Below are 22,875 nucleotides of genomic sequence, written 5' to 3'. Positions count from 1 at the left end.
GTCAGTCCGTCGCCGGACCCTCCTTGGTGCGCACCAGGATGTCGAGGGCGGCGCCGCCGTCCGGGAAGACGCGGAACGGGTTGATCTCGATGCTGTCGATATCCTCGCCGTTCGCCGCGACCAGCGCACCGAGCGCGCAGATCGCCCTGGCGAGCGCATCCTTGTCGGTGGGCGCCGCGCCGCGCCAGCCGTCGAGGACCGCGGCGGCGCGCAGGCGGCCTATCATGGCGCGGGCAGACGCCATGCCGATCGGCGCCGGCGCGATCACCACGTCGTCCAGGGCCTCGGCCATGATGCCCCCCAAACCGAGCATCACGACCGGGCCGAGATCGGGGTCCTGCCGGGCCCCGACGATGGTGTCGATCCCCTCGCCGAGCATCGGCGAGACGATGCCGCCGGTGATCCGCGCCGAAGGCGCCGCATCGGTCACGCGCGCCATCATCGAGCGCCAGGCGGACCGCACCGCGTCGGCGTCCTTCAGGCCGAGATGGACGCCTCCGACCTCGGTCTTGTGGGCGATGTCGGGGGAATCGATCTTCAGCACCACGGGAAAGCCGGCCCGGCCGGCCGCGTCCACGGCTTCGTCCTCGCCCGATACCGCCACGGTCGCGATGTCCGGCACGCCGATGCGTCGCAGCAGGGCGGCGGCCGAGACGGCCTCCCGGGCCGCGGCGTCCAGGTCGGTGCGGCCGACGGGCGCGATTTCGATCAGGGGATCGTCGGCGACGTCCTGGCCGCGCCCGAAATAGCGCAGCGCCGCGACGGCTCCGACGGCGCGGGTCGGATCCTCGAAGACCAGGTAGCCCTGCGCCTCCATGTCGGCGCGGAAATCGTCGGCGGCCCGGGTGATCAGCACCATCAGCCGGTCGCGATGGCGTTCCGCGATGTCCGTCAGGGTCGGTCGCAGCAGGTCGGTGACGCCCGGGGTCTTGCCCATATGCGCCATGAAGATCAGCAGGATCGGGCAGGCCGTGCCGTCGGCGACGATGTCGAGCACCTTGCCGAACAGCCGGAAGTCGGCGGTGACCTGCGCCGTGGTGTCGACCGGATTGCCGGTCGAGGCGAGCGGCAGCAGCGCCCGGATCTCCGCGGCGGTCGCGGGGGGAGGGGCGGGAAGCGCCAGCCCGGCCGCCTCGCAGGCGTCGGCCAGCATGATGCCGACGCCGCCGGACGGGGTGACGATGGTCGCCGCGGGGCCCGAGGGAACGGCCGCGACGCTGCAGGCATAGGCGATGTCGACCGCCTCCTCGATGCGGGTCGCGGGCCAGGCGCCGTAGTGCCTGAGCACCGCGTCGAAGACGCGCTTGGAGCCCGCCATCGCCCCGGTATGGGACTGCACCGCGGCCTGGCCGATGTCGGAGGCGCCCGGCTTGATGGCGATGACCGGCTTGTTCGCCGCGCGCGCCGCCGCCAGCGCCTGCTTGAGCCGCCCGCCGTCGCCGCAGCCCTCCAGGTAGGCGACGATCACCTCGGTCAGCGGATCGCCGGCGAGCCAGGCGATGCAGTCGGCGACGTCGATGTCGGCCTCGTTGCCGGTCGCCACGAAGTGGCTGAAGCCGATGCCGCGTTCCGCCGCCAGCGCCATGATGTAGGTGCCGACGGCGCCGCTCTGGCTGGCGATGGCGACGTTGCCGGCCTTCGGCCAGATGTTGTCGAGGGCGGCGGAAAAGGTGGCGTGCAGGCCGGTGTGGAAGTTGATGTAGCCGAGGCTGTTCGGGCCGAGCAGCCGCGCGCCGGCATCGGCGCACATGCCGGCGATGCGCCGCTGGGCGGCCAGCCCGTCGGCGTCGATCTCGCCGAAGCCTGCGGCATAGACGACGATCCGCCCGACGCCGGCATCGAGGCAGTCGCGCACGGTCGCCTCGACGGCGGCGCCCGGCACCGCCAGCACCGCCACGTCGGGCGTTGCGTCGAGGCTGCCGATGTCGGGCACGGCCGGTATGCCGGCGACCTCGTCGCGCTTCGGGTTGACCGGAACGACGCGGCCCTGGAAGTGCTCCTTCAACAGGACCATCGGCCGGCCGCCGATCTTTCCGGGATCGGCCGAGGCGCCGATCAGGGCGACGGTTTCGGCGCGGAACAGGCGGTCCAGCGATGCGGTTCGGGGGCCGGCGGGCTGCGGCGTGTCGGTGCGGGTGCGGGGTGCGGGCGCGCTCATGTCTCTCCGAAGGCGCCATCGGCGCGCAGTGCGTCGATTTCGGCGGCGCTGTACCCGGCGCCCCGGAGGATCTCGTCGGTCTGTTCGCCGAGTCCGGGGGGCGGGCTGCGCATGGTGCCCGGGGTTTCGGAAAGACGGAAGGGGGTGGCGATGTAGCGGTGCGGCGCGCCGCCCGTCTCGAAATCGAAGACGCCGCCGATCGCCCTGAGCTGCGGATGGTCGGCGGCCTCGCCGATATCCTGCACGATCGAGACGTTGACGCGGGCGGCGCTGAGCTTCTCGTGCAGCTCGTGCTTGGTGAACCGCATCGTCACCTGCGACATCGCCGCGATCACCTCCTTGCGCAGCCGCAGCCGCTCCGACGAGGTCGAAAAGCGCTCGACGTCGAGCTTTTCGGCATCGAGCGCCTGCGCGCAGCGCTTCCACATCTCGTCGCTCGGGGCGATGATGACGACATAGCCGTCGCTCGTCGGGAAGGCCTGGTTCGGCACGCTGAGATGGTTCGCCGTGCCCATGCGCTCGTGCAGGTTCCCGGTCAGCCAGTAGTCCTGGTAGAAGTAGCTCAGGAAGTGCGCCGAGCTCTGCAGGAGCGAGGTTTCCACCCGCTGGCCGCGGCCGGTCTTCTCGCGGTGATAGAGCGCGGCGAGGACGCCCGAGACGATCGCCAGGCTGGCATGCAGGTCGATGATCGCAGCGCCCGCTCGCACCGGACCGCCGCCTTCCTCGCCGGTGATGCTCATCAGGCCGGAATGGGCCTGCAGCGCCAGGTCGTTGGCGCCGATGTGCGACAGCGGCCCCTCGGAGCCGTAGGCGGTGAAATCGCAGTAGATCAGGCGCGGATGCGCCTCCTTGAGCTCATCGTAGCCGAGGCCCCAGCGCTCCATCGTGCCCGGCCGGAAATTGTTGACCAGGATGTCGGCGTCCGCGACCAGCCGCCGCGCGACCCGGCGGCCGGCCTCGGCGCCGAGATCCAGCGCGATCGAGCGCTTGTTGCGGTTGAAGGCGCGGAAGGAGGGGCTCGGCGGCCCGATCGCCTCCAGTTCCTCCCTGGTGACGCCGAGGTAGCGGCAGCTGTCGCCGCGGTCGGGCGTCTCGATCTTGATGACGTCGGCGCCGAGGTCGCCGAACACCTGCGTGGAATCGGGCGCGGCGAACACCCGCGAGAAATCGAGGACCCTGATGCCGTCGAGGACGTGGCTCATGGCGCGTTCACCCGGCCACGAAGACCGTCGCCTCGCCGACCGTGAGCTTTCCGGCCGTGTCGTCCTCGCACCACACGTCGAGCGAGATCGCCGCGACGCCGTCGGCGTCGCGCGCGACACGGCTGACGCGGGCGCAGGTCACCACCACCTGGTCCTCGTAGATCGGTGCGATGTACTTGGTCCTCAGCCGGCAGCGCTCGGCGACGCCGCGACCGAACAGGTCGACCAGCAGGCCCATGATCCAGTTCGTTGAGATCATGCCGTCGGCGATGATGCCCGGCAGGCCCTGCTTGCGGGCGTAGTCGTCGTCGTCGTGGATCGTCGGGTCCTGGGTGTGGATGCGGCCGTCGTCGGCGGCGACCGTCGGCTGCGCGTCGACGTACCAGCGCATCCGCTCGCGGGTCATCGGCCGCGGGGCAAGACGGAACTCGGTGCCAACCTCGGGTACGAAACCGGCCATCACACCGCCTCCTCGGATTTCCTGTCGCCGTCGCCGCCGCCCGGCTTGTAGGCCAGGATGACGCGGTCGACATAGCGCACCAGCAGCTCGCCGGTCTCGACGCGCTTCAGCTCGATCGTCATGACGACGTAGTCGCGGCCCTTCTTCTCGTAGCGCTCGGTGACCTCGCCGCGGACGCTCAGCCGGTCGCCGACATGGACGGGGGCGAACACCTCGGCATCGTACTCGTAGTGGATCCGGGCCGAGGATCCGGCGCCCTTCGGGCAGGCGTGATTGTACAGCCGCAGCTTGTCGAGATGGATGAGGGTCGGCGGCATGACCTGGCCCTCGGTGCCCTGGAAGCAGGGATGATGAATTTCCACGGCGTGGGTGTATTCGCGGACGACGAAGGGGCTCAGCGTGTATTCGAGCGGGCCCAGCACGTCGCCGACGACAAGGTCCGAGGTGTAACCGCCCAGCGCCATTCCATTCGCCTCCCTTCGCCTCCCGCCGGTCGTCCCGAGCGGCGGGACGACACGGTGCCGGACGGCGTGATTGTCGTTATGTCCATTGGCTTAGCATGTGCAGATGATCGACTGAATGCCGACATGCAAAGCCCATCTTTACGCGATTTGAAAAGATCGGCGTTTTCGTTTAGGCCTGCGCCGGGTTTGCCGCAACGGCGCACGAGGGGTCCCCGGCCGGTGGAGTGGGTGCAGACGATCAGGTCGTTCACGACGGCCGTCCAGGAAGGCAGCCTGTCGGGCGCCGGGCGGGTTCTCGGCCTGTCGCCGGCCTCGATCTCGCGGCACATCGCCTCGCTGGAGGCGCGGCTGCAGACCCAGCTCCTGAAGCGCTCCAGCCGCTCGCTGGCGCTGACCGAGGCCGGCGAGATCTACTATTCGCAGGTCGAACAGGTGCTGCAGCAGCTGGAGGAGGCCAACGACTCGGTCACCCAGCTCCAGTCGAAGCCGCAGGGCGTGCTGCGGGTGCATTCGCGCATGCTGGTCGGCGAACTGATGATCCTGCCGAACCTGCCGGAGTTCCTTGCCAGCTATCCCGACATCACCGTCGACCTGATGCTGTCCAACAACATCGCCTCGGTGATGGACCAGGGCACCGACGTCGACATCCGCATCGGCCGGCTGGAGGATTCCTCGCTGATCGCCCGCAAGCTGGCCTCCAGCGAGCGCGTCGTCTGCGCCTCGCCCGACTACCTGGCCAAGCACCCGCCGATCCGCGAGCCGGCCGACCTCAGGCATCACAACTGCCTGACCTACCGCACCAATCTCGGCACCCCGGTGTGGCGCTTCAAGGATGCCGCCGACCGCGTCGACGAGGTCCAGATCAAGGGCACGCTGCGCACCGACTTCGGCCACGCGCTGGTGCAGATGGCGCGCGCCGGCGTCGGCGTGGCGCTGCTGCCGGACTGGTCGATCCACCGGGACCTCACCGACGGCGCGCTGGTCCGCCTGTTCCCGGACACCCAGGTCAGCCACATCGACTTCGACAACGGCGTCTACGCGGTCTTCCCCGCCTCGCGCCAGACCTCGATCAAGCTGCGGCTGTTCGTCGACTTCATGGCCGACGTCTTCAAGCGCGAGCTGGGATAGGCGGTTGCCGCAGGTGCCGCCGGCCGCGGAGCTGATGCCGGGGAGACTGAATGCGGCGGCTTCGCCGGGTCGTTGCGTTTGGTCCCGGGTCAAGCCCGGGACGCAGGCAGTGCTGTAGGGCGGGGGCCTTGCCATACGACAGGCTTATGCCCCGGACCTGATCCGGGGCCCAGAGGGGCGGTTGCGGCATCTGCGGCCGATGCGTGGGAACGGGCGCTGACGCGCCCCCGATGCGGCGGCTGCGCCGGGGCTTTACGCTGGGTCCCGGCGCGGAGGCCGGGACGTATGCTGAGGTTGAGGTGACGATCTCGCCATACGATAGGCTTATGCCCCGACCTGATCCGGGGCCTGGCGGCGGCTGCCGCGGTAACGGAGCGTAATAGGCGGTGCGCTCCTCAGGGGTGGACGGCCGGGGGCTCGAAGGCGTAGCCGTCGGAGGTCGGGCGGACGTAGCCGCACATCGGGCCGCAGAAGTGGGCGGGCAGCAGCAGGGCACCCTCGTCGGCGGCGTGGCGGAAGATATTCGCGCGGGTCTCGGTGGCGAGGTCCCTGTTCTCGCAGTACTTGCTGCTCCAGCCGGGATAGTGGATCTGGATCGGCTGGTGCATGGCGTCGGCGATGAAGAAGGCCTCCTTGCCGTCGTCGCGCACGCGGATGCCCATCATGCCGGGGGCGTGGCCGGGAAGCGGGACGAAGTCGATGCCGGGCATCAGGGTCTCGTCGCCCTCGACGATCCGCATCATGCCGGCGTCGAGGATCGGCTTGACGCTGTCGAGATAGGGCCCCCATGAGGCTTCCGGCCGGTCGCGTGCGCCGCGCTCGGGGTCGCGGACCTCGAGTTCGGTGCGGGTCGCGACGTATTCCGCATTCGGGAACATCGGCACCCATGCGCCGTCCTGCAGCTTCGTGTTCCAGCCGACATGGTCGACGTGCAGGTGGGTCAGCAGCACCAGGTCGACGTCCTCCGGATCCACTCCGGCCGCGGCGAGGCGGGTGTCGAAACCGGTCTTCTTCATGTGGAAACGCGGCGACAGGGGCCGGTCCTTGTCGTCGCCGCCGGCGGTGTCGATGACGATCGTCTTGTCCGGCGTACGCAGGATCCAGGCATGGATCATCGTCCGGAAGCAGTTGCGCTCGGGGTTGAAGAAGTCCGGCACCAGCAGATCGCGGTGGCGGGCCAGCACGTCGTGGTCGAATTGCTCCAGGAGACTCGGATCCTCGTCGAGCACCACCTCCTCGACGCGCGATATCTGAAACTTGCCGATCTCGATCAAGAGCGTCCTCCATTTTTTCGTTGTCGGAAGTATATGGCATATTTCCGGGGTGATCGTTGCAGAAGCCGAAACGGTGGTTTGCAGGCGCGGCCCTTATCGGTCCCGGGCGGCTTGGCTAAGGTCCAAATCAACCAGAACAAAGCCCTCACGGGGGAGGAGATGGCAGTGCAAATGGCGTCCGCCCAGCCGGTCGGCCGGTGGCAACCCGACAGTGCCGCCGCCTCTGCCGCGTCGCCCTTCGCGCAGGTCGTCTCCTGAGCAGGCCGATGGGCGGCACCCTGCTCGACATTTCAGGCGTCAGCGTCGCGTTCGGCGGCATCAAGGCGCTGTCGGACGTATCGCTCGGCGTCGCGCCCAACAAGGTGACCGCCGTGATCGGCCCCAACGGCGCCGGCAAGACGACGCTGTTCAATGTCGTGTCGGGCTTCTATCCGGCCAACGAGGGGGCGGTGACCTTCGACGGCGTCGACCTGCTGGCCATGCCGGCCAACCGCCGCTCGGCGACGGGCATCGCCAGGACGTTCCAGAACATCGCGCTGTTTCCGGGCATGACGGTCGCCGAGAACATCAAGCTCGGCGCCCATCACCTGCTGCGAACCGGGCTGCTCGCCGCGGCGATCTACCTGGGACCGGCCAGGGGCGAGGAACGGGACATCACGCGGCGCATCGACGAGACGATCCTGCCGCTGCTCGATCTCGGCGAATACCGCGACCGCTCGGTGTCGGGTCTGCCCTATGGCGTGCAGAAGCGCATCGAGCTCGCCCGCGCGCTGGTCAGCCGGCCGCGGCTGCTGATGCTGGACGAGCCGTTCGCCGGCATGAACACCAACGAGAAGGCGCGGATGTCGCAGTACATCGCACGGATCGTCGCCGAATCCGATCTGACCGCGCTGCTCATCGACCACGACATGGACTCGATCATGACCATGTCGGACCACATCGTGGTGCTCAACTTCGGCCGCGTCATCGCCGCCGGCACGCCGGAGCAGGTCCAGACCGATCCCGCCGTGATCGAAGCCTATCTCGGCGAGGAATAGCGATGAGCCTGTTCCTCGAATTCAGCCTCGTCGGCCTGGCCTCGGGCGGCATCTACGTGCTCGCCGCGCTGAGCTTCGTCATCGTCTTCAAGGCAACCAACGTCTTCAACTTCGCCACCGGCGAGATGATGATGCTGGGCGCCTACCTGTTCCTGTTGTTCGACATCCAGCTCGGGCTGGGATGGGGCGCCGGTCTGCTGGCCGCCCTGGTCGGCTCGGCGCTGCTGGCGATCATCGCCGAGCGGATCGTGCTGCGGCCGCTGATCGGACGGCCGCACATCGTGCTGGTCATGGTCACCTTCGGCCTTGCCAGCGTGTTCCGCGGCTTCGCAGGGCTGATCTGGGGCCCCAACGTGCGCCAACTCACCGAGCTCCTGCCGCGCACGCCGCTGTTCCTCGGCAATATCCTGATCCCCGGCAAGCTGGCCTGGGGCTTCCTCGCCGCGGGCCTGATCAGCGGGGCGTTCATCGTCTACTACCGGTTCTCGCGGGCCGGCACCGCGATCAGGGCGACCTCGACCGACCAGGTGACGGCCGAAAGCCTCGGCATCAACATCCGCATGGTGTTCGCCATGTCGTGGGGCTTCGCAGGCGTGCTGGCCGCAGCCTCGGGGATCATCGCCGGATCGGTCAACGGGGTGACGCCGCAGCTCGGCCTGGTCGCACTGAACGTGCTGGCGGTGGTGATGCTCGCCGGCATGACCAGCGTCGGCGGCGTGGTGGTGGCCGGGCTGTTCATCGGCTGGGTGGAAACCATCGTCGGCGCCTATCTGGGCGCGGCCTGGCAGAGCTTCATCCCCTACCTGATCGTGCTCCTGGTGATGATCGTCAAGCCGACCGGCCTGTTCGGCGAGCAGCGGGTGGAGCGGATATGAGCGGCCCCGTGACCACCGCCGGCGCCGGTTCCGGACGTCCGGCGAAGGCGTTCGCGGTGTCGCCGCGGCTCGAGACGGTGTCCTGGGTGCTGCTCGGCCTCGGGCTGCTGGCGGTGCCGTTCCTCGGGTCGGTCTACGCGCTCTACATGGCCTGCCTGATCGCCATCAACGTGATCGCCACGGTCGGCCTCAACATCACCGTGGGCTACACGGGCCTCCTGTCGATCGGCCATTCAGCCTTCCTCGGCGTCGGCGCCTATGTCAGCGCGCTGATGTGGCTGCACCTGGGAACGCCGCTGGCGCTCAACATGGTCGGCGGCGCGGTGGCCGCGTTCCTGGTCGGGCTGGTCTTCGGCATCCCGGCGCTGCGCATCAAGGGCGTCTACCTGGCGATCGCGACGCTGGCGGCCCAATACATGCTGTATTTCGTGTTCCAGCAGTGGACGCCGGTGACCGGCGGCGACCGCGGCCTGTCGCTGCCCAAGATCGACGTGTTCGGCTTCGGCGACGTCGGCTTCTACTACGTCGTCATGGCCGTGGCGCTGCTGACGACGCTCGCCGCCCGCAACCTGTTCCGCACCCGCGTCGGGCGCTCGTTCATCGCGGTGCGCGAACGCGACTACGCCGCCGAGGTGCTCGGCATCAACGTGGTCTACACCAAGCTCGTCGCCTTCGGGCTCGGCGCCGCCTATGCGGGGGCGGCCGGGGCGCTTCTCGCCGCCTTCCTGCGGATCGTCAATCCCGACCAGTTCACGCTGATGGTGTCGGTGTTCTTCCTGGCCGCCGTCGTGGTCGGCGGGCGCGCCTCCACGCTCGGCTCGATCCTCGGCGCGCTGTTCATGACGATGATGCCGGAGCTGCTGCGGTTCCTGCTGGAGGCAGCCGCCGGTCCCGGCGCCGACATGGCCGGCCTGCTGTCGCCGCTGCGCGAGATCATCTTCGGGGCGCTGATCATCGGCTTCCTGATCTTCGAGCCGCGCGGCCTCGCCGGCCTGCTGCGCCGTGCCCTGGGGCATGTCGAGGAAGTGGAGGCCAAGGCCGAGCACTGACGAAACCGAAGCCAAAGAGACAACCAAGGGAGAAGCAAATGGTCAAACTACCAAGACGGCACTTCATCGCCGGGGCAGCCGGCCTGGCGCTGGCCGCCGCAGCCGGGTTCGGCCCGGCCGCGGCGCAAGACAAGGAGGCGCTGCACTACTGGATCCCGCTGCCGCTCACCGGCCCGCTGGCGGTGACCGGGCAGGCCCAGCAGGTCGGCTGGGAGCACGCCATCGACTGGATCAACAAGAACGGCGGCATCGAGGGCCATCCGATCGAGGCCGAGTTCTACGACGACGAGTACAAGGTCGAGCTCGGCGTCTCCGGCTTCAAGAAGGCGGTCGCCGACCAGGACCTGGCCTTCTCGGCCGCCAACGGCACGCCGTTCATCCGGGCGATCTCGCCGGAGAACAACGAGACCCACAAGGTGCTGATGTCGAGCACCGGCGGGGCGTCGGACCTCGTCGAGACCGACAAGTACAAGTATCACTTCCTGGTCGGCCCGACCTATTCCGACCAGGTCAAGCTGCTGTTCGACTACATCAAGGAGAACTTCAAGGGTGAGGGCGAGCCGAAGGTCGCGATCGTCTACTCGGCCTCCGAGTTCGGCCGCGATCCGCTGGAGAACGCCCGCCGGATGGCCGACGAGATGGGCATCGACATCGTCCTCGAGCAGGAGACCAAGTGGGTCGAGGTCGACGTAACCTCGCACGCCATCCGCGTCCGCCAGGCGCAGCCCGACTACGTGATCTTCCACGGCTACGCCGCCAACGTCTGGCCGGAGATCGTCAAGCTGGTCCGCGACTACGGCGTCGAGACCCAGTTCATGGGGACGCTGTTCGGCTCGCATCCCGACGTGGTCGGCACCATCGGCGACGCCGCCGACAACTATCTCGGCACGGTGTCGGTGAACCTGCTGGTCGGCGAGGCGAAGACGCCGATGATGGAGACCATCAACGAGTACCTGAAGACCTGGACCGAGAAGCCCTACACCGGCTACGCCAACATCGGCTACATGCAGAGCTGGTCGACCGCGCTGGTGCTCAAGGAGGCGATCGGCTCGGCGCTGAAGAAGGGTCTCGAACTGAACGGCGAGAACCTGATCGCCGAGATCAACGCGATCGAGGACTTCGACGCCGGCGGCGTGTTCGGCATGCCGATCAGCTTCGTCGACAACCGCATCCCCTACGGCGTGATCTATCGCTACAACACCAAGGACGGCAAGCTTTCGGTCACCGAGGCCGCGCCGTGGCAGAGGATCGACTGACGTGGCCGCGGCCCTGGAGATCGCCGACCTCAGCGTCGTCTACGGCGGCGCCAACCTGGCGCTGGAAGGCGTCACGCTCGACGTGCCCGAGGGCGGCTTCGTCGCACTGCTCGGCGCCAACGGCGCCGGCAAGTCGACGACGCTGAAGGCGATCTCCGGGCTGCTCCGCTTCGAGAACGGCCAGATCCGCAAGGGGCACATCCGCTACATGGGGGAGGACATCACCAGGATGCCCTCCCACCAGCTCGCCCGGCGCGGCATCCTGCACGTGCGCGAGGGCCGCTTCGTGTTTCCCTCCATGTCGGTCGAGGAGAACCTCGAGGCGGCGCTGTTTGCGCGCGGCAAGCGCGGTCCGGCGCTGGCCGGCGACCGCTACGAGGAGGTGTTCCACTACTTCCCCGCGCTGCGTGAGCGGCGCAGGTCGCAGGCCGGATACCTGTCCGGCGGCGAGCAGCAGATGCTGGCGATCGGCCGGGCGCTGTTCGCCCAGCCCGAGCTGCTGATGGTCGACGAGGCCTCGCTCGGCCTCGCCCCTAAGATCGCCGCGGAGATCTTCGCCATCCTGAAGCAGATCAACGGCGAACGGCGGCTGTCGATCCTGGTCGTCGAGCAGAACGTTTCGCTTGCCCTGAAGAGCGCCGAATACGGCTATGTTCTGGAAGCCGGGCAGATCACCGAGCAGGGCGACTCGGATACGCTGATGGACCGCGAGAACCTGTCCAGGCGCTATCTCGGCGGCGCCCGCAAGGACACAGAGCACTAGCTACAGAGGACTTCCCGGACGATGGAACTTGAGACCTGCCGCCTCGATGTGGCCGAGGGGATTGCGACCGTGACGCTCGCCCGGCCGCCGGTCAACGCCCAGAACCGGCGCATGCGCGACGAGATGATCTGGCTGTTCGATTCCCTGAGCGACCGCGACGACGTGCGCGTCGTCATCCTGACGGCCGAGGGCAAGGTGTTCTCGGCCGGCGCCGACATCAAGGAGCGCCGGACGCTGGTCAAGCAACCGGGCGACTATCTCGACCACAACCGGGTGACGCGCGAGTTCTTCTTCGGCGTCGCCGACTGCACCAAGCCTGTCATCGCCGCCGTCAACGGCGCGGCGATCGGGGCGGGCTGCGCGCTGATGCTGTATTGCGACATCGTGCTGATGAGCGAGGACGCCTTCATCCGGATGCCGGAGATCGACGTCGGCATGGCCGGCGGAATGCGCCTGATGACGGAGCATTTCGGCCGCTCGATGGCCCGCCAGATCTACTTCACCGGCCGCGACGTGCCGGCTGCCGAACTGTACCGGCTCGGCGTCGTCTCGGCCTGCGTTCCCGGCGGACGACTGATGGACGAGGCAATGGAAATCGCCCGGCAGATCGCCGCCAAGAGCCCGATGGTGGTCAAGCTGATCAAGCGCGGCTTCGAGGTCGCCGAGGGGCTGCCGTTCCGCGACGCCTACCGCTACGAGCAGTCGATCACTCACGACCTGTCCAAGACCGACGTGACGAAGGAAGCCCAGACGGCCTTCGTCGAAAAGCGCAAGGCCGACGTCTCAAAGGACCGGCCATGACCGCCCACCGCTGCGCGATCCTGGACGACTACCAGGACGTGGCGCTGTCGCTGGCGCCCTGGGGCGAACTCGCCGGCGAGGTCGAGATCGCCGTCTTCAACGATCAGATCGCGCCCGACCGGCTGGTCGAGACGCTGCAGCCCTTCGACATCATCGTGGCGATGCGCGAGCGCACGCCGTTCGACGCCGCGCTGCTGCGGCAGCTGCCAAACCTGCGGCTGCTGATCACGACCGGCATGCGCAATGCGGCGATCGACATGCAGGCGGCACGCGACCTCGGCATCGTGGTATCGGGAACCGGCAGCTTCGACGGCACTGCCGCCGAGCTCGCCTGGGCCCTGCTGCTGGCGGTGATGCGGAACATTCCGGCGGAAGCGGCAAACTTCCGCAATGGCGGATCGCAGTGGCAGCTCACCCTCGGCCGCGCGCTGAGGCAGAAGACGCTCGGCATCGTCGGCCTGGGCAAGCTCGGCAAGCTGGTGGCCGGCTACGGCAAGGCCTTCCAGATGGATGTCGTCGGCTGGTCGAAGAACAATTCGCCGCAACGCTGCGCGGAGATCGGCATCGGCTATGCGGAGACGCTGGACGGCCTGCTGTCGGCCGCCGACGTCGTCAGCCTGCATGTGGTGCTGAACGGCGAGACGCGCGGCATCATCGGCGCGCGCGAACTGGAGCTGATGAAGCCGGGCGCGGTGATCGTCAACGCCTCCCGCGGCCCGTTGATCGACGAGGCGGCGCTGATCGCGGCGCTGCGCTCGGGACGGCTCGGCGGCGCCGGGCTCGACGTCTACGACGAGGAACCGCTGCCCGCCGATCATCCGCTGCGCACGCTGCCCAACGTGGTCGCCACCCCCCACCTCGGCTACGTGACGCGGGAGACCTACGACGCCTACTTCTCCGACGCGCTGGACGACGTGCGGGCCTGGCTGAAGGGTGCGCCGGTGCGGGTGCTGAACGCGCCTACCGGCTGAACACCAGGCCCGGTAGCCAAGTGGTGACGCCGGGCACGAAGGAGATGATCAGCAGGCCCGCGATCAGCGGCACGAAGAACGGCAGCGATGCCTTCAGGACGTTCTCCGGCGTCGTTCCGGCCACCTTGGCACCGACGAACAGGCCGATGCCCATCGGCGGCGTGATCATGCCGATCAGCAGGTTGAAGCTCAGCATCACGCCGAACTGTACCGGCCCCATGCCGAGTTCCTGGACTACCGTAAGCAGGATCGGCGCGATGATCAGGATTGCGACCGGGCCCTCCAGGAACATGCCGACCACCAGCAGGAACAGGTTCACCAGAAGGATCCCGACGAACGGGCTGGTGATGTAGGAACTCATCAGTTCGGCTGCGTGGTGGGCGACGCGCTCGCGGGCGATGACGAAGTTCATCGCGGTGGCGATGGCAAACAGGTACATGATCACCGACGTCATCACGACGGTGTTGACCAGCGCCTCGTACAGCCGCCGCCAGGTGATCTGCCGGTAGAGCAGGCCGACGAGCAGCGCGTAGGCGGTGGCGATGGCGCCGAGTTCCGACGGCGTCGTGACGCCGAGGACCAGCGAGCCCAGGATGATCACCGGCGCGAGCAGGGCAGGGGCGCCGTGGATCGCGGTATCGACGACCTTCGAGAACACGAACGGCTCGGGCTTCGCCCATTCCACGCCGGAGATCCGGACGTAGGCGTAGACGAAGATCATCAGCGCCGCGGCGACCACCAGCCCGGCCACGACGCCGCCCAGGAAGAGCTGTCCGATCGAGGTGTTGGTGGCGAGCCCGTAGATCACCAGGATGATGCTCGGCGGGATCAGCGGCCCGATGGTGCACGACGACAGCGTCACGGCCGCGGAGAAGCCTACTGGGTAGCCGTTCTTCTTCATCGCCCGCATCTCGACGGCGCCGAGGCCGGCGAGATCGGCGAGCGCCGAGCCCGACATGCCGGCGAATATGATGCTGGCGACGATGTTGACCTGGGCCAGTCCGCCGGAGATCCAGCCGACCACGGCGCGCGCGAAGGCGAATATGCGCTCGGTGACGCCGCCGGCGTTCATCAGGTTGCCGGCCAGGATGAAGAACGGCACCGCCAGCAGCGCGAAGCCGTCGACGCCGTCGATCATCCGCGACGGGATGACGGTGGCCGGCAGGCCGATCATCAGGAAGCCGACCAGCGTGGCGATGCCGAGCGAAATCGACACCGGAACGCGGACCAGGAACAGCGCCACCGATATGACCAGCATGGTGAGCGAGATCATCGGCGCGGTGTCCCCGGGCCAGCCTCGTCGCACGAGGGTCGACGGGCCGTCGTCACCAGTCCACCTCGTCCATCGGATCGGTGACGATCGCCCGGCGCTCGATCGCCGCGACGCTGGTGATCTCGAAGCCCCGCGACATCACCCAGAGGCCGAACGCCAGGTAGTAGAGGCTGGTCACCACCATCAGCGCGGAGCCGACGGCGAGCGGCAGGGCCGGGATCAGCCCCGACATCGACAGGAGGGGCGTGCGCATTCCCATGAGCGAGGGTGCGAACCTGACGACGAGATATACGGTCGCGCCCGTAAAAAGCACGGTCAGCACCTGAGCGAACACGTAGCACGCCATCTGAACGGAGGGGGGGAAGCGCAGGCTCACGAACTCGATGAGGATGTACTGGCGCGTCTTGAAGACATAGGAGATGCCGAGGAAGTAGGCGACCATGATGGTCGTCTCGGCGACCTCCTGCGCCCACCAGATCGAGCCGCCGACCGAATAGCGCAGCAGCGCCTGGGCGCCGCTCAGCGTCGTGACGACGACCAGGGCGGCAATGGCAAGCGCAAGCTCGGCCTGGCCGACGTGCCGAAGGATCCGGCGGAAGACCGCAAGTCCCTTCGGCAGTGGCAGGTGGCCCGCATCGGCCGTCAGGCCGCTCGTCATGGCGTGCCGCTCAGTCGATGGCCTGGATGCGGCCGATCAGGCCTTCCTCGACCAGGCCGCGCGTCTCGAAATCGGCATGGGCGGGCTTCATCTTCTCGATCCAGGGCCCGATCGGCGGCTGGATGATGGAGACGCCGTATTCCTCCTGCGCCTTGGCGGAGGATTCCGTCAAAGCCTGGTTCATCAGTTCGGCGAAGACGTAGCTCGATTCCTCGACCGCCTGATCGATCGCGGCGCGCTGGCTGTCTGTCAGACTGTCCCAGGTCATCTTGCTCATCCAGGGATGCATGATCTGGAAGTACTCGTGGACGTTGGTCCAGTACGGCGCGTTCTCGAAGTGCTTCATCTCGTAGTTGTCGGTGATCGTGCCCGTCAGGCCGTCGACGACGCCGGTCGCCAGCGACGTGTAGACGTCGGGCCAGGGCACCACCTGGACGTTGGCGCCGAGCGCTTCCCAGGACTTGATCGGGATTTCGGATTCGTACATCCGCAGCTTGAAGCCTGCCAGGTCGTCGGGGCTGAAGATCGGCTTCGTGCTGACCAGGCCGCGGTCGTAGGGCCGGACCCAGTTCTTGGCGACCTCCGGGTTGGCCAGTGCCTCGCGGGCGGGGATGACGATGCCCTTGGATTGAAGCGTGTCCATGAACCCGCCGAAGATGTCGCTGCCGATGAAGGCGGCGAAGTGGTCGCGGTCGCGGAACACCAGCGGCATCGACAGGACGCCGATGCGCGGCTCGAAGGTCACCAGCAGCTCGATCACGTCGAGCTGCATGTCGATGGCGCCGGCCGCCACGCCCTGGACCATTTCCCGGGCGCCGCCGAGCTGCGAGCTCCAGAAGATCTCGACCTCCAGCTCGCCGTCGGACAGCTCGTTGATGCGCTGGGCCAGGAACCGGAAGCCGTCGGCCACGAAGTCGTTGGCGTTATTGTTGGCGCCGAGGCTGAGCGTGCGCGCCGATGCCGGCGCCGTGCCGATCAACCCGGTGGCGAAAAGCGTTGCCGCGACAACCGCCGCGGCCCTGGCGAGATATTTTCCCGGTTTCATCGAGCGTTCCTCCCAGAACACGTGTCGTGAGATGCATGCGGCGGGCGTGGCTGTTGCCTGTTGCGCCGTTCGCCGCGGCTTGCAGGCCCGAAACACGAGCCCGTCGTCGCTGGCCGGTGAGGCCTGTCCGCGTCATTCATGATCGTCGGCCGACCGTTGGCCCGCCAACGGATTCCATGCCTATTTCACTGAATGAAATTCGATCATGACGATCCTTCAGGCGTCGCGCGAAGGACTAAACTGGCGTCTCGCCGATCGCGACAGACGGCAAAGCCCGCGGCATCGGCAGCCGGCGGCTGCGGCCCCGGACCGGGATTGAGCCGGGCCAAACGGTGCCGGAACAGATCGATCCGGCGCACGCTGCCGGGATCCGCGCCAAATCCGGCGGCTTTCCGACCGGCGGTGTGGTATCGGTAACGGTCCGTGGACACGGCGACCGGCCCGGAGTGACGCGCTGCCGGCTCGCCACAAGAACAACAATGCGGCCGATCGTTCGGTAATGAATGGCAATCTTGTCTGGGAGGACAACGCCATGGAGCTATCACCAGTGACGGCACAGACGACCGATGCATCGACCGGCGTGGTCGACACCGCCCAGAGCGGATCCAAGCCCGGGCGGCCCGCCGAATCCGTCCGCTGCCGGACCAATTCCCGTCACGGCCTGACCGACCTGTCCCGCCGATCCTACCCGCCGGTGGAATCGGTGTGCCGGGCGCTCGAGATACTCAACGCGGTCAACAAGCTGCGGATCGCCTCGATCAACGGTCTCTACGAGGAGACGAAGTTTCCGAAATCGACCATCGTGCGGATGCTCGAGACGCTGATGTCGGAAGGCTATGTCGCGCGCGACAACATGTGCGGCGGCTACCGGGTGACGTCGCGGGTGCGTGAGCTCAGCTCCGGCTACGAGGGCATTTCCCGCATCATCGAGGTGGCGCGGCCGCTGGCGATCGACCTGACGCGGCGCACCAAGTGGCCGGTCGCCATCGGCGTCATGGACGGCGACGAGATCGCCATCCAGTTCTGGACCGGCGCCATCAGTCCCTGGAACACCGACTCGATCCTCGGGCTGCGCCCCGACATGGAGCACTCGGCGATGGGGCGGACCTACCTGGCGTTCTGCCCGGCGGCCGAGCGCGAACGCCACCTGGCGCGGTTCCGCGCCGACCCGGAACGCAACTTCGACGACTCCGCCGAGCGGCGCTTCCGGCTGCTGCTCGAGCAGGTGCGCTCGGAGGGCTACGCCCAGCGGGATCCGCGCACCTGGCCCTATCGTCGCACGACGTTCTGCATGCCGATCCGCGAGGGCGACACCGTCCATGCGATGATCAGCACGAGCTACTTCACCACCGCCATACCGAAGCACAAGCTGGCCGAGCAGATCATCGAGCCGTTGCGGTGCACGACGACCAAGATCGAGGAGGCCTTCGCCTTCATGAATTCGGGCGGCGACCTCGTCGACCACAGCGGCGACGAGGTGGAATTCGGTTTCTGACGGCGCGCCGGGCGAACGGGCGGAGCCTCCGGCGATCCGGCCGCGCCTGCCGGATCAGTCGTCGTCGAGGGTCGGATTGGTGGTCGGCGCGCCGCCGGCGAACCATTCCTCGAAGCGGCGATAGGTGACGAGCCAGCCCTTCTGCGGATCCTTGACCAGCCGGTCGGTCATGTAGGCGATCTGGATCGGCGGGTTGGTCGGCAGCACCGGCTTGCCGTCGGCGGCGTACAGGAACAGGAACCAGTGGCAGGTCGCCTTGTCCGATCCTTCCGGCAGGGCCTGGAAGTTCTGGACGCTGTGGACGACGGTGCGGTCGCCGCGGTCCTTGCGCCACTGGTAGAAGGCCCGGATCTTCTCCTTGCCCTCGTAGGAGGCGGCCGGCCCGACGAAGACGCCGTCATCGGTATAGTAGTCCGGCGCGTTGGCACCCCAGTTCGTGTCCACGTCGTGCCAGTAGTCGATCACCAGGGCATGCAGTTCCTGGGTCAGTGCCAGACGGTCGGCCGAAATCTTCATTCCGTTGCTCGCTGCTTGACGGGCACCCCGCAGGATGCGTCCGAGGGAAGGTCTCGGGGCTGGATGCTATAGCAGCGGCGGCGATGGTTCCCCACCGATCGGCAGCGATTTCATTGACCGAAAATGGAGCTCGGACGGTGGGTTGGCGCAGCGGGCTCCTTGTGCCGGCTAGCGTCCCGGCCGCATTATCCCAGACTCACGGGGAGAGCGGTACAGGCGGGGAAACGGTTGGAAGACGACGAGCCACCACTGGTCGACGCGCATCTGCACGTGTGGACGCGCGATCTGCCGCTGACCGACACGGCCTGGCACCGGCCGCCGACCGATGCCTCGGTCGAGCAATGCCTGGAGACCCTCGACGCGCATGGCGTGGTGTTCGCGGTGATCGCGGCGGCGAGCCTGCACGGCGAATACAACGATCACGTCCGCCGCGCGCTGAAGGCGCATCCGCGCCTGCGCGCCACCGCGACGCTCGCGCCGCGCACCGACATCTACCAGATGGAGCAGATGAAGGCGGACGGCTTCGTCGGGGTCCGGCTGATGTGGGCGCTGAGCGACGAGGCGCCGGACATCGACACCGGCGACTACCGGATGTTCCTGCGGCGGATCGCCGACCTCGGCTGGCACGTGCACCTGGTCGAGAAGGCGGACCGCACGGCCCGCGCAATCGCTGCCGTGGAAGCCTCGGGGGCGCGGCTGGTGATCGACCACATGGCGGGCTTCTTCGACGATCCCGAGGGCGTAAACGGCGAAGGCTTCAAGGCGGTGCTGGCGGCCGTCGAGCGGGGCAATACCTGGGTCAAGATGTCCTGCCGGTTCCGGTTCGCGCCGCCGGAGACGGCCGATCCCTACGCCGAGGCGCTGCTTCGCGTCGCCGGGCCGGAGCGGCTCATGTGGGGCAGCGACTGGCCGTTCGCCGACTTCGAGGGCAGGGTGACCTACGGCGACGTGCTCGCCGACCTGAAGCACCTGGTGCCCGACCTGGCGGTCCGCCGAAAGATCACCGGCGAGACGCCGCTGCGCTTCTATTTTACCTGACCTCGGCGCCGGTGCCTGACGCGCGGCGCAGGCGGACCCTGCGCAGGCCGGACCTTCCGGAGAACGCCGAGGCGAAGCCCTTCGGCAGGAACAGCAGCACCACGATCATGGCCGCGGCGATGATCATGTACCGGCCCTCGGCCAGTCCCTCGACACTGGCCAGCCCCTCGGAGAAGAACGTCAGCGCCAGCGCGGCGAAGATCGGCCCGTAGATGCTGGAGGTGCCGCCGACCAGCACCATGCTGAGGATCAGCGACAGGGTGGAGAAGCCGAACACCTCCGGCGAGGCGACGCGCAGGTAGATGGCGAACAGGCCGCCCGCGACGCCGGCGAAGAAGGCGCTGACCACCAGCACCTTGAGGCGCTGAAGCCCGATCGGGATGCCGCGCGACAGGCCGTAGTCCTCGTTGTCGCGCAGCGCCTTCAGCGACAGGCCGAAGTCGGAGCGCACGATCCACCGCATGGCGATGGTGCTGACGACCAGGATCGCAAGCGCCACGTAGTAGTAGCCGAACTTGTAGTCGCGCAGGAAATTGTAGCCGAACAGCTCGATCGTCGGCACGCGCACCAGTCCCTGGGTGCCGCCGGTCACCTCGGACTGGCTGATCACCACCTGCAGCACAAGCTGGCTGAACGCGAACGTCACAAGGACCACGTAGACACCCTGGAGCCGCACGACCGGCAGCGCGATCAGCGCGGCGGCGACCGACGCCCCGAGGCCGCCGATCACCATGGCGAGCCACGGATCGACGCCCAGCAGCTTGGCGCTGAGGCCCGTCGCGTAGACCCCGATCCCGAAGAATGCGACGTGGCCGAAGTTGAATATGCCGGCATATCCCAGGCTCAGGTCCCAGCTTGCCGCGACGATCGCGTAGATGAAGGCGATGATGAACAGGTGGCGGACGTAGGTGTCCTCCACCACCAGCGGTACTGCGAGCGCGACGACCAGCAGCACCGCGATCGCGGCGAGCTTCACCGGACTCCCGAAGGCGGTCATCGCACCACCTTGCCGAACAGGCCCTGCGGGCGGAACAGCAGCACGACGATGAGCAGCACGAAGATCATCGAAGGCGCCCAGTAGATGCCGATCACGAAGATCAGTGCGGCTTCAAGGATGCCGATGAGATAGGACGCGGCGACGGTGCCGCCGAGAGACCCGAGCCCGCCGAAGATCACGATGATCAGCGCCTTGACCAGCGGCTCGGCGCCGAAGGTCGGGGTGAGCAGCCTGACGGAGCCAAGCAGGATGCCGGTGAGCGCGGCGAGCGCTGCCGACAGCGCGAACGTGACCACGAAGAGCTGCGACACGCCGATGCCGATCAGGCGGGCCGCGTTGGCATTCTGCCCGACCGCGCGGATGCCGCGGCCGATCCGCGACCATCGCAGGAAGGCGCCGAGCGCCACCATCAGGATCGGCGCGACGACGATGATCAGCATCTCCTGGGCCGAAATGGTGGTGCCGAGAAAGTCGACCTGGCCGGGCGCGATGGGAGTGAGCTGCTTGAGGCGGGCGCCCCAGACGAGCTGGATGCCCTTCTCCAGGAAGATCATCACCGCCAGCGTCGTCATGACGGTGATCAGCAGGATGTCGCGGTTGTCGTAGAAGGGCCTCACCACCAGCCGCTCCATCAGGATGCCGACGCCGATGACGGCGGCGATCCCGACGGCGACGCCGGCCCCTATCCAGAGGCCGAGGCCCGCCGCATCGGAGACGGTCCAGGCGACATAAGCGCCGAGCGTCATCAAGACGCCATGCGCGAAGTTGAAGATGCCGAGCGTGCTCCAGACCAGCGACAGGCCGCTCGCCATCAAGGCGTAGACGGAGCCCAGCACGATGCCGCTGACCAGGATGGCGCTCAGGGTGTCCGCGGTCATCGCGCCTCGTGCCCCCCGAAATACATGTCCATGATCTCGTCGTGGTCGACGCCGCTGCGCCGGTCGATCTCGCGGATGATTTCGCCGTGGTCGACGAGGTACATCCGGTCGACGAGGGACAGCACAAAGGTGATGTCCTGCTCGACCAGCAGCAGCGGCATCCGCTGCGAGGAAATCTCGTCGATCGCCGCCGCCAGCTCGTCCTTCAGCTTCGGCGACAGGCCGAGCGTCGGCTCGTCCAGCATCAGCATGCGCGGCGCGCACATCAGGCCGACGCCGATCGACAGCATCTGGCGCTCGCCACCGGACAGCGTCTTGCACTGCTGGCGCCGGCGCTCGGCAAGGCGCGGAAAGAGCTTGAGCACGTAGTCGAGGTTCTTCGCGCGCTGCGAATGGGCCCGCCTGGTATAGGCGGCAAGCTCCAGCGTCTCGAGAATCTCCATGTCGGGAAACAGGTGGTTGGCCTGGGCGACATGAATCAGTCCGCGCTCGACGATCTGTTTGGCCGACAGGCCGCCGAGCGGCTCGCCCAGGAACCGGACCTCGCCGCGGCGCTGCGGGATGATCTTCGAGATCGCGTTGAGGAGAGTGGTCTTGCCGTGGCCGTTCGGCCCGAACAGGCCGACTCGCTCGCCGGGGCCGACATGGATCGAGATGCCCTGGAGGACGTCGTAGGCATCGTAGCCGGCCCGCAGCTCGACGACATCGAGGGCGTTTTCGGCGTCGCTCAATGCGAGACCTCCCGCTTGCCGAGATAGGCCTCGACGACCTGCGGCATCCTGACGACGTCCTTCGGAGTGCCGGAGGCGATGACCGCACCCTGGTTCAGCACCATGAGGTGTTCGGAGACGCTGAGCAGCAGCGGCAGCACATGCTCGATCAGGACGATGGTGATGCCGCGGCGGTGGACGGTGCGGATCAGGTCGGCGAGCTGGGTGACCTCGGGCCTGGTCAGGCCGGCGGCCGGCTCGTCGAGCAGCAGCACCTTCGGCCGGCCGGCGATCGCCGAGGCGATCATCAGCTGCTTGCGCTCGAACACCGAGAGCTCCGAGACCGGCCGGTCGCGCCGGTCGTCGGCCAGCGCGACGTCCTCGAGCGCCTGCATGCTGTCGCGCCGCGCGTCGGCGCCGACCGCGCCGCCGCAGTAGACGGCACTGGTATAGACGTTCTCGAAGGCGGTGAGGGTGTAGAACTCCGCGTCCTTCTGGAAGGTCCGCAGGATGCCGGCCCGGCTGATCTGGTGGGGCCGCAGCCGCTGGATCTCCTCGCCGCGCAGCAGGACGGCGCCGCTGCTCGGCGGAAACGGAATGCCGGTGATGACGTTGAACAGCGTGCTCTTGCCGCTGCCGTTCGGACCGGCGATGCCGAACACCTGGCCCTCGGTGACGGTGAAGGACACGTCGTCGACCGCGACGAGCTCCCCGAACCGCCGGGTGACGTTGCGCACTTCGAGCAGGACGGGCGAGGCGTCTGTCGCGGCCATGGCAGATATCCGGAGTGGATCGGCGGCGTTCACGGCAACGATATGTCCGCCGCG

The 22,875-nt window shown here is 67.8% G+C and carries 23 protein-coding genes; 10 read left to right on the top strand and 13 right to left on the bottom strand.

Going from position 1 to position 22,875, the window contains the following annotated elements; translation table 11 throughout:
- Position 1: 1 nt before the first annotated feature.
- Genes V3328_RS16105 through V3328_RS16090 form a run of 4 tightly spaced genes read right to left on the bottom strand, consistent with a single transcriptional unit; the run spans position 2 to position 4,284 of the window.
- Positions 2-2,158: an acetate--CoA ligase family protein gene (locus V3328_RS16105; RefSeq protein ID WP_340330708.1), complete on the bottom strand. Its 2,157-nt coding sequence runs from the start codon at positions 2,156-2,158 to the stop codon at positions 2-4.
- The gene (locus V3328_RS16100) at positions 2,155-3,360 is read right to left on the bottom strand and encodes a CaiB/BaiF CoA transferase family protein (protein WP_340330707.1); all 1,206 of its coding nucleotides are present in this window, start codon (positions 3,358-3,360) and stop codon (positions 2,155-2,157) included. Before V3328_RS16100 ends, V3328_RS16105 begins: the two co-directional genes overlap by 4 nt.
- A gap of 7 nt (positions 3,361-3,367) precedes the next feature.
- On the bottom strand, positions 3,368-3,820 hold the full coding sequence (locus tag V3328_RS16095; protein ID WP_340330706.1) for a MaoC family dehydratase: 453 nt from the start codon (positions 3,818-3,820) through the stop codon (positions 3,368-3,370).
- Positions 3,820-4,284, bottom strand: coding sequence for a hypothetical protein (locus V3328_RS16090; protein ID WP_340330705.1), 465 nt, complete (start codon positions 4,282-4,284; stop codon positions 3,820-3,822). The genes V3328_RS16095 and V3328_RS16090 overlap by 1 nt, the downstream gene beginning before the upstream one ends.
- Positions 4,285-4,512: 228 nt before the next feature.
- Between V3328_RS16090 and V3328_RS16085 the strand changes: the two genes are divergently transcribed.
- Complete coding sequence (locus tag V3328_RS16085) at positions 4,513-5,412, top strand: LysR family transcriptional regulator (protein WP_340330704.1); 900 nt, start codon at positions 4,513-4,515, stop codon at positions 5,410-5,412.
- Positions 5,413-5,807: 395 nt separating this feature from the next.
- Here the strand turns inward: V3328_RS16085 and V3328_RS16080 are convergent, their stop codons facing one another.
- Positions 5,808-6,686 carry an MBL fold metallo-hydrolase gene (locus V3328_RS16080; protein ID WP_340330703.1) on the bottom strand — a complete coding sequence of 293 codons (879 nt, stop codon included), beginning with the start codon at positions 6,684-6,686 and terminating at the stop codon, positions 5,808-5,810.
- Positions 6,687-6,952: 266 nt separating this feature from the next.
- On the opposite strand from V3328_RS16080, the gene V3328_RS16075 reads away from it, so the two are divergent.
- The 7 genes from V3328_RS16075 to V3328_RS16045 are packed head-to-tail and all read left to right on the top strand — an operon-like array spanning position 6,953 to position 13,438.
- Positions 6,953-7,723, top strand: a complete 771-nt coding sequence (locus V3328_RS16075) for an ABC transporter ATP-binding protein (RefSeq protein ID WP_340330702.1) — start codon at positions 6,953-6,955, stop codon at positions 7,721-7,723.
- Positions 7,724-7,725: 2 nt separating this feature from the next.
- Positions 7,726-8,598, top strand: coding sequence for a branched-chain amino acid ABC transporter permease (locus V3328_RS16070; protein WP_340330701.1), 873 nt, complete (start codon positions 7,726-7,728; stop codon positions 8,596-8,598).
- Positions 8,595-9,647, top strand: a complete 1,053-nt coding sequence (locus V3328_RS16065) for a branched-chain amino acid ABC transporter permease (protein ID WP_340330700.1) — start codon at positions 8,595-8,597, stop codon at positions 9,645-9,647. The genes V3328_RS16070 and V3328_RS16065 overlap by 4 nt, the downstream gene beginning before the upstream one ends.
- A gap of 38 nt (positions 9,648-9,685) precedes the next feature.
- Positions 9,686-10,903, top strand: a complete 1,218-nt coding sequence (locus tag V3328_RS16060; RefSeq protein WP_340330699.1) for an ABC transporter substrate-binding protein — start codon at positions 9,686-9,688, stop codon at positions 10,901-10,903.
- A gap of 1 nt (position 10,904) precedes the next feature.
- Positions 10,905-11,666 (top strand): ABC transporter ATP-binding protein, encoded by a 762-nt coding sequence (locus tag V3328_RS16055; protein ID WP_340330698.1) that lies wholly within the window; start codon positions 10,905-10,907, stop codon positions 11,664-11,666.
- 21 nt (positions 11,667-11,687) lie between these two features.
- On the top strand, positions 11,688-12,467 hold the full coding sequence (locus V3328_RS16050; protein WP_340330697.1) for an enoyl-CoA hydratase/isomerase family protein: 780 nt from the start codon (positions 11,688-11,690) through the stop codon (positions 12,465-12,467).
- On the top strand, positions 12,464-13,438 hold the full coding sequence (locus tag V3328_RS16045; protein WP_340330696.1) for a D-2-hydroxyacid dehydrogenase family protein: 975 nt from the start codon (positions 12,464-12,466) through the stop codon (positions 13,436-13,438). The genes V3328_RS16050 and V3328_RS16045 overlap by 4 nt, the downstream gene beginning before the upstream one ends.
- Here V3328_RS16045 and V3328_RS16040 read toward each other — a convergent pair.
- The 3 genes from V3328_RS16040 to V3328_RS16030 are packed head-to-tail and all read right to left on the bottom strand — an operon-like array spanning position 13,428 to position 16,414.
- Positions 13,428-14,711, bottom strand: a complete 1,284-nt coding sequence (locus V3328_RS16040) for a TRAP transporter large permease (protein ID WP_340330695.1) — start codon at positions 14,709-14,711, stop codon at positions 13,428-13,430. The genes V3328_RS16045 and V3328_RS16040 overlap by 11 nt on opposite strands.
- Before the next feature lie 52 nt (positions 14,712-14,763).
- Positions 14,764-15,369 carry a TRAP transporter small permease gene (locus V3328_RS16035; protein WP_340330694.1) on the bottom strand — a complete coding sequence of 202 codons (606 nt, stop codon included), beginning with the start codon at positions 15,367-15,369 and terminating at the stop codon, positions 14,764-14,766.
- Between the two features lie 10 nt (positions 15,370-15,379).
- Positions 15,380-16,414, bottom strand: a complete 1,035-nt coding sequence (locus tag V3328_RS16030) for a TRAP transporter substrate-binding protein (RefSeq protein WP_340330693.1) — start codon at positions 16,412-16,414, stop codon at positions 15,380-15,382.
- A 532-nt stretch (positions 16,415-16,946) separates the two neighbouring features.
- Here V3328_RS16030 and V3328_RS16025 point away from each other — a divergent pair.
- Positions 16,947-17,909 carry an IclR family transcriptional regulator domain-containing protein gene (locus tag V3328_RS16025; protein WP_340330692.1) on the top strand — a complete coding sequence of 321 codons (963 nt, stop codon included), beginning with the start codon at positions 16,947-16,949 and terminating at the stop codon, positions 17,907-17,909.
- A 54-nt stretch (positions 17,910-17,963) separates the two neighbouring features.
- Here the strand turns inward: V3328_RS16025 and V3328_RS16020 are convergent, their stop codons facing one another.
- Positions 17,964-18,425, bottom strand: coding sequence for a nuclear transport factor 2 family protein (locus V3328_RS16020; protein WP_340330691.1), 462 nt, complete (start codon positions 18,423-18,425; stop codon positions 17,964-17,966).
- A gap of 228 nt (positions 18,426-18,653) precedes the next feature.
- Between V3328_RS16020 and V3328_RS16015 the strand changes: the two genes are divergently transcribed.
- Positions 18,654-19,463, top strand: coding sequence for an amidohydrolase family protein (locus V3328_RS16015; protein WP_340330690.1), 810 nt, complete (start codon positions 18,654-18,656; stop codon positions 19,461-19,463).
- Here V3328_RS16015 and V3328_RS16010 read toward each other — a convergent pair.
- The 4 genes from V3328_RS16010 to V3328_RS15995 are packed head-to-tail and all read right to left on the bottom strand — an operon-like array spanning position 19,456 to position 22,821.
- Positions 19,456-20,460, bottom strand: a complete 1,005-nt coding sequence (locus tag V3328_RS16010) for a branched-chain amino acid ABC transporter permease (protein WP_340330689.1) — start codon at positions 20,458-20,460, stop codon at positions 19,456-19,458. The genes V3328_RS16015 and V3328_RS16010 overlap by 8 nt on opposite strands.
- Positions 20,457-21,338: a branched-chain amino acid ABC transporter permease gene (locus V3328_RS16005; RefSeq protein WP_340330688.1), complete on the bottom strand. Its 882-nt coding sequence runs from the start codon at positions 21,336-21,338 to the stop codon at positions 20,457-20,459. The genes V3328_RS16010 and V3328_RS16005 overlap by 4 nt, the downstream gene beginning before the upstream one ends.
- Complete coding sequence (locus V3328_RS16000) at positions 21,335-22,069, bottom strand: ABC transporter ATP-binding protein (protein WP_340330687.1); 735 nt, start codon at positions 22,067-22,069, stop codon at positions 21,335-21,337. The genes V3328_RS16005 and V3328_RS16000 overlap by 4 nt, the downstream gene beginning before the upstream one ends.
- Positions 22,066-22,821 carry an ABC transporter ATP-binding protein gene (locus V3328_RS15995; protein ID WP_340330686.1) on the bottom strand — a complete coding sequence of 252 codons (756 nt, stop codon included), beginning with the start codon at positions 22,819-22,821 and terminating at the stop codon, positions 22,066-22,068. The genes V3328_RS16000 and V3328_RS15995 overlap by 4 nt, the downstream gene beginning before the upstream one ends.
- Positions 22,822-22,875 lie beyond the last annotated feature (54 nt).

This window comes from Microbaculum marinum, from assembly GCF_037855135.1.
Lineage (GTDB): Bacteria > Pseudomonadota > Alphaproteobacteria > Rhizobiales > Tepidamorphaceae > Microbaculum > Microbaculum marinum.
This window is presented reverse-complemented; position numbering and strand designations above follow the sequence as displayed.

Coding starts and splice junctions, on each gene's coding strand:
- V3328_RS16020 (WP_340330691.1), bottom strand. CDS start 18,425: ATGAAGATTTCGGCCGACCGTCTGGCACTGACCCAGGAACTGCATGCC.
- V3328_RS16005 (WP_340330688.1), bottom strand. CDS start 21,338: ATGACCGCGGACACCCTGAGCGCCATCCTGGTCAGCGGCATCGTGCTG.
- V3328_RS16040 (WP_340330695.1), bottom strand. CDS start 14,711: ATGATCTCGCTCACCATGCTGGTCATATCGGTGGCGCTGTTCCTGGTC.
- V3328_RS16065 (WP_340330700.1), top strand. CDS start 8,595: ATGAGCGGCCCCGTGACCACCGCCGGCGCCGGTTCCGGACGTCCGGCG.
- V3328_RS16045 (WP_340330696.1), top strand. CDS start 12,464: ATGACCGCCCACCGCTGCGCGATCCTGGACGACTACCAGGACGTGGCG.
- V3328_RS16050 (WP_340330697.1), top strand. CDS start 11,688: ATGGAACTTGAGACCTGCCGCCTCGATGTGGCCGAGGGGATTGCGACC.
- V3328_RS15995 (WP_340330686.1), bottom strand. CDS start 22,821: ATGGCCGCGACAGACGCCTCGCCCGTCCTGCTCGAAGTGCGCAACGTC.
- V3328_RS16030 (WP_340330693.1), bottom strand. CDS start 16,414: ATGAAACCGGGAAAATATCTCGCCAGGGCCGCGGCGGTTGTCGCGGCA.
- V3328_RS16075 (WP_340330702.1), top strand. CDS start 6,953: ATGGGCGGCACCCTGCTCGACATTTCAGGCGTCAGCGTCGCGTTCGGC.
- V3328_RS16025 (WP_340330692.1), top strand. CDS start 16,947: ATGGAGCTATCACCAGTGACGGCACAGACGACCGATGCATCGACCGGC.
- V3328_RS16010 (WP_340330689.1), bottom strand. CDS start 20,460: ATGACCGCCTTCGGGAGTCCGGTGAAGCTCGCCGCGATCGCGGTGCTG.
- V3328_RS16035 (WP_340330694.1), bottom strand. CDS start 15,369: ATGACGAGCGGCCTGACGGCCGATGCGGGCCACCTGCCACTGCCGAAG.
- V3328_RS16100 (WP_340330707.1), bottom strand. CDS start 3,360: ATGAGCCACGTCCTCGACGGCATCAGGGTCCTCGATTTCTCGCGGGTG.
- V3328_RS16105 (WP_340330708.1), bottom strand. CDS start 2,158: ATGAGCGCGCCCGCACCCCGCACCCGCACCGACACGCCGCAGCCCGCC.
- V3328_RS16060 (WP_340330699.1), top strand. CDS start 9,686: ATGGTCAAACTACCAAGACGGCACTTCATCGCCGGGGCAGCCGGCCTG.
- V3328_RS16070 (WP_340330701.1), top strand. CDS start 7,726: ATGAGCCTGTTCCTCGAATTCAGCCTCGTCGGCCTGGCCTCGGGCGGC.
- V3328_RS16090 (WP_340330705.1), bottom strand. CDS start 4,284: ATGGCGCTGGGCGGTTACACCTCGGACCTTGTCGTCGGCGACGTGCTG.
- V3328_RS16095 (WP_340330706.1), bottom strand. CDS start 3,820: ATGGCCGGTTTCGTACCCGAGGTTGGCACCGAGTTCCGTCTTGCCCCG.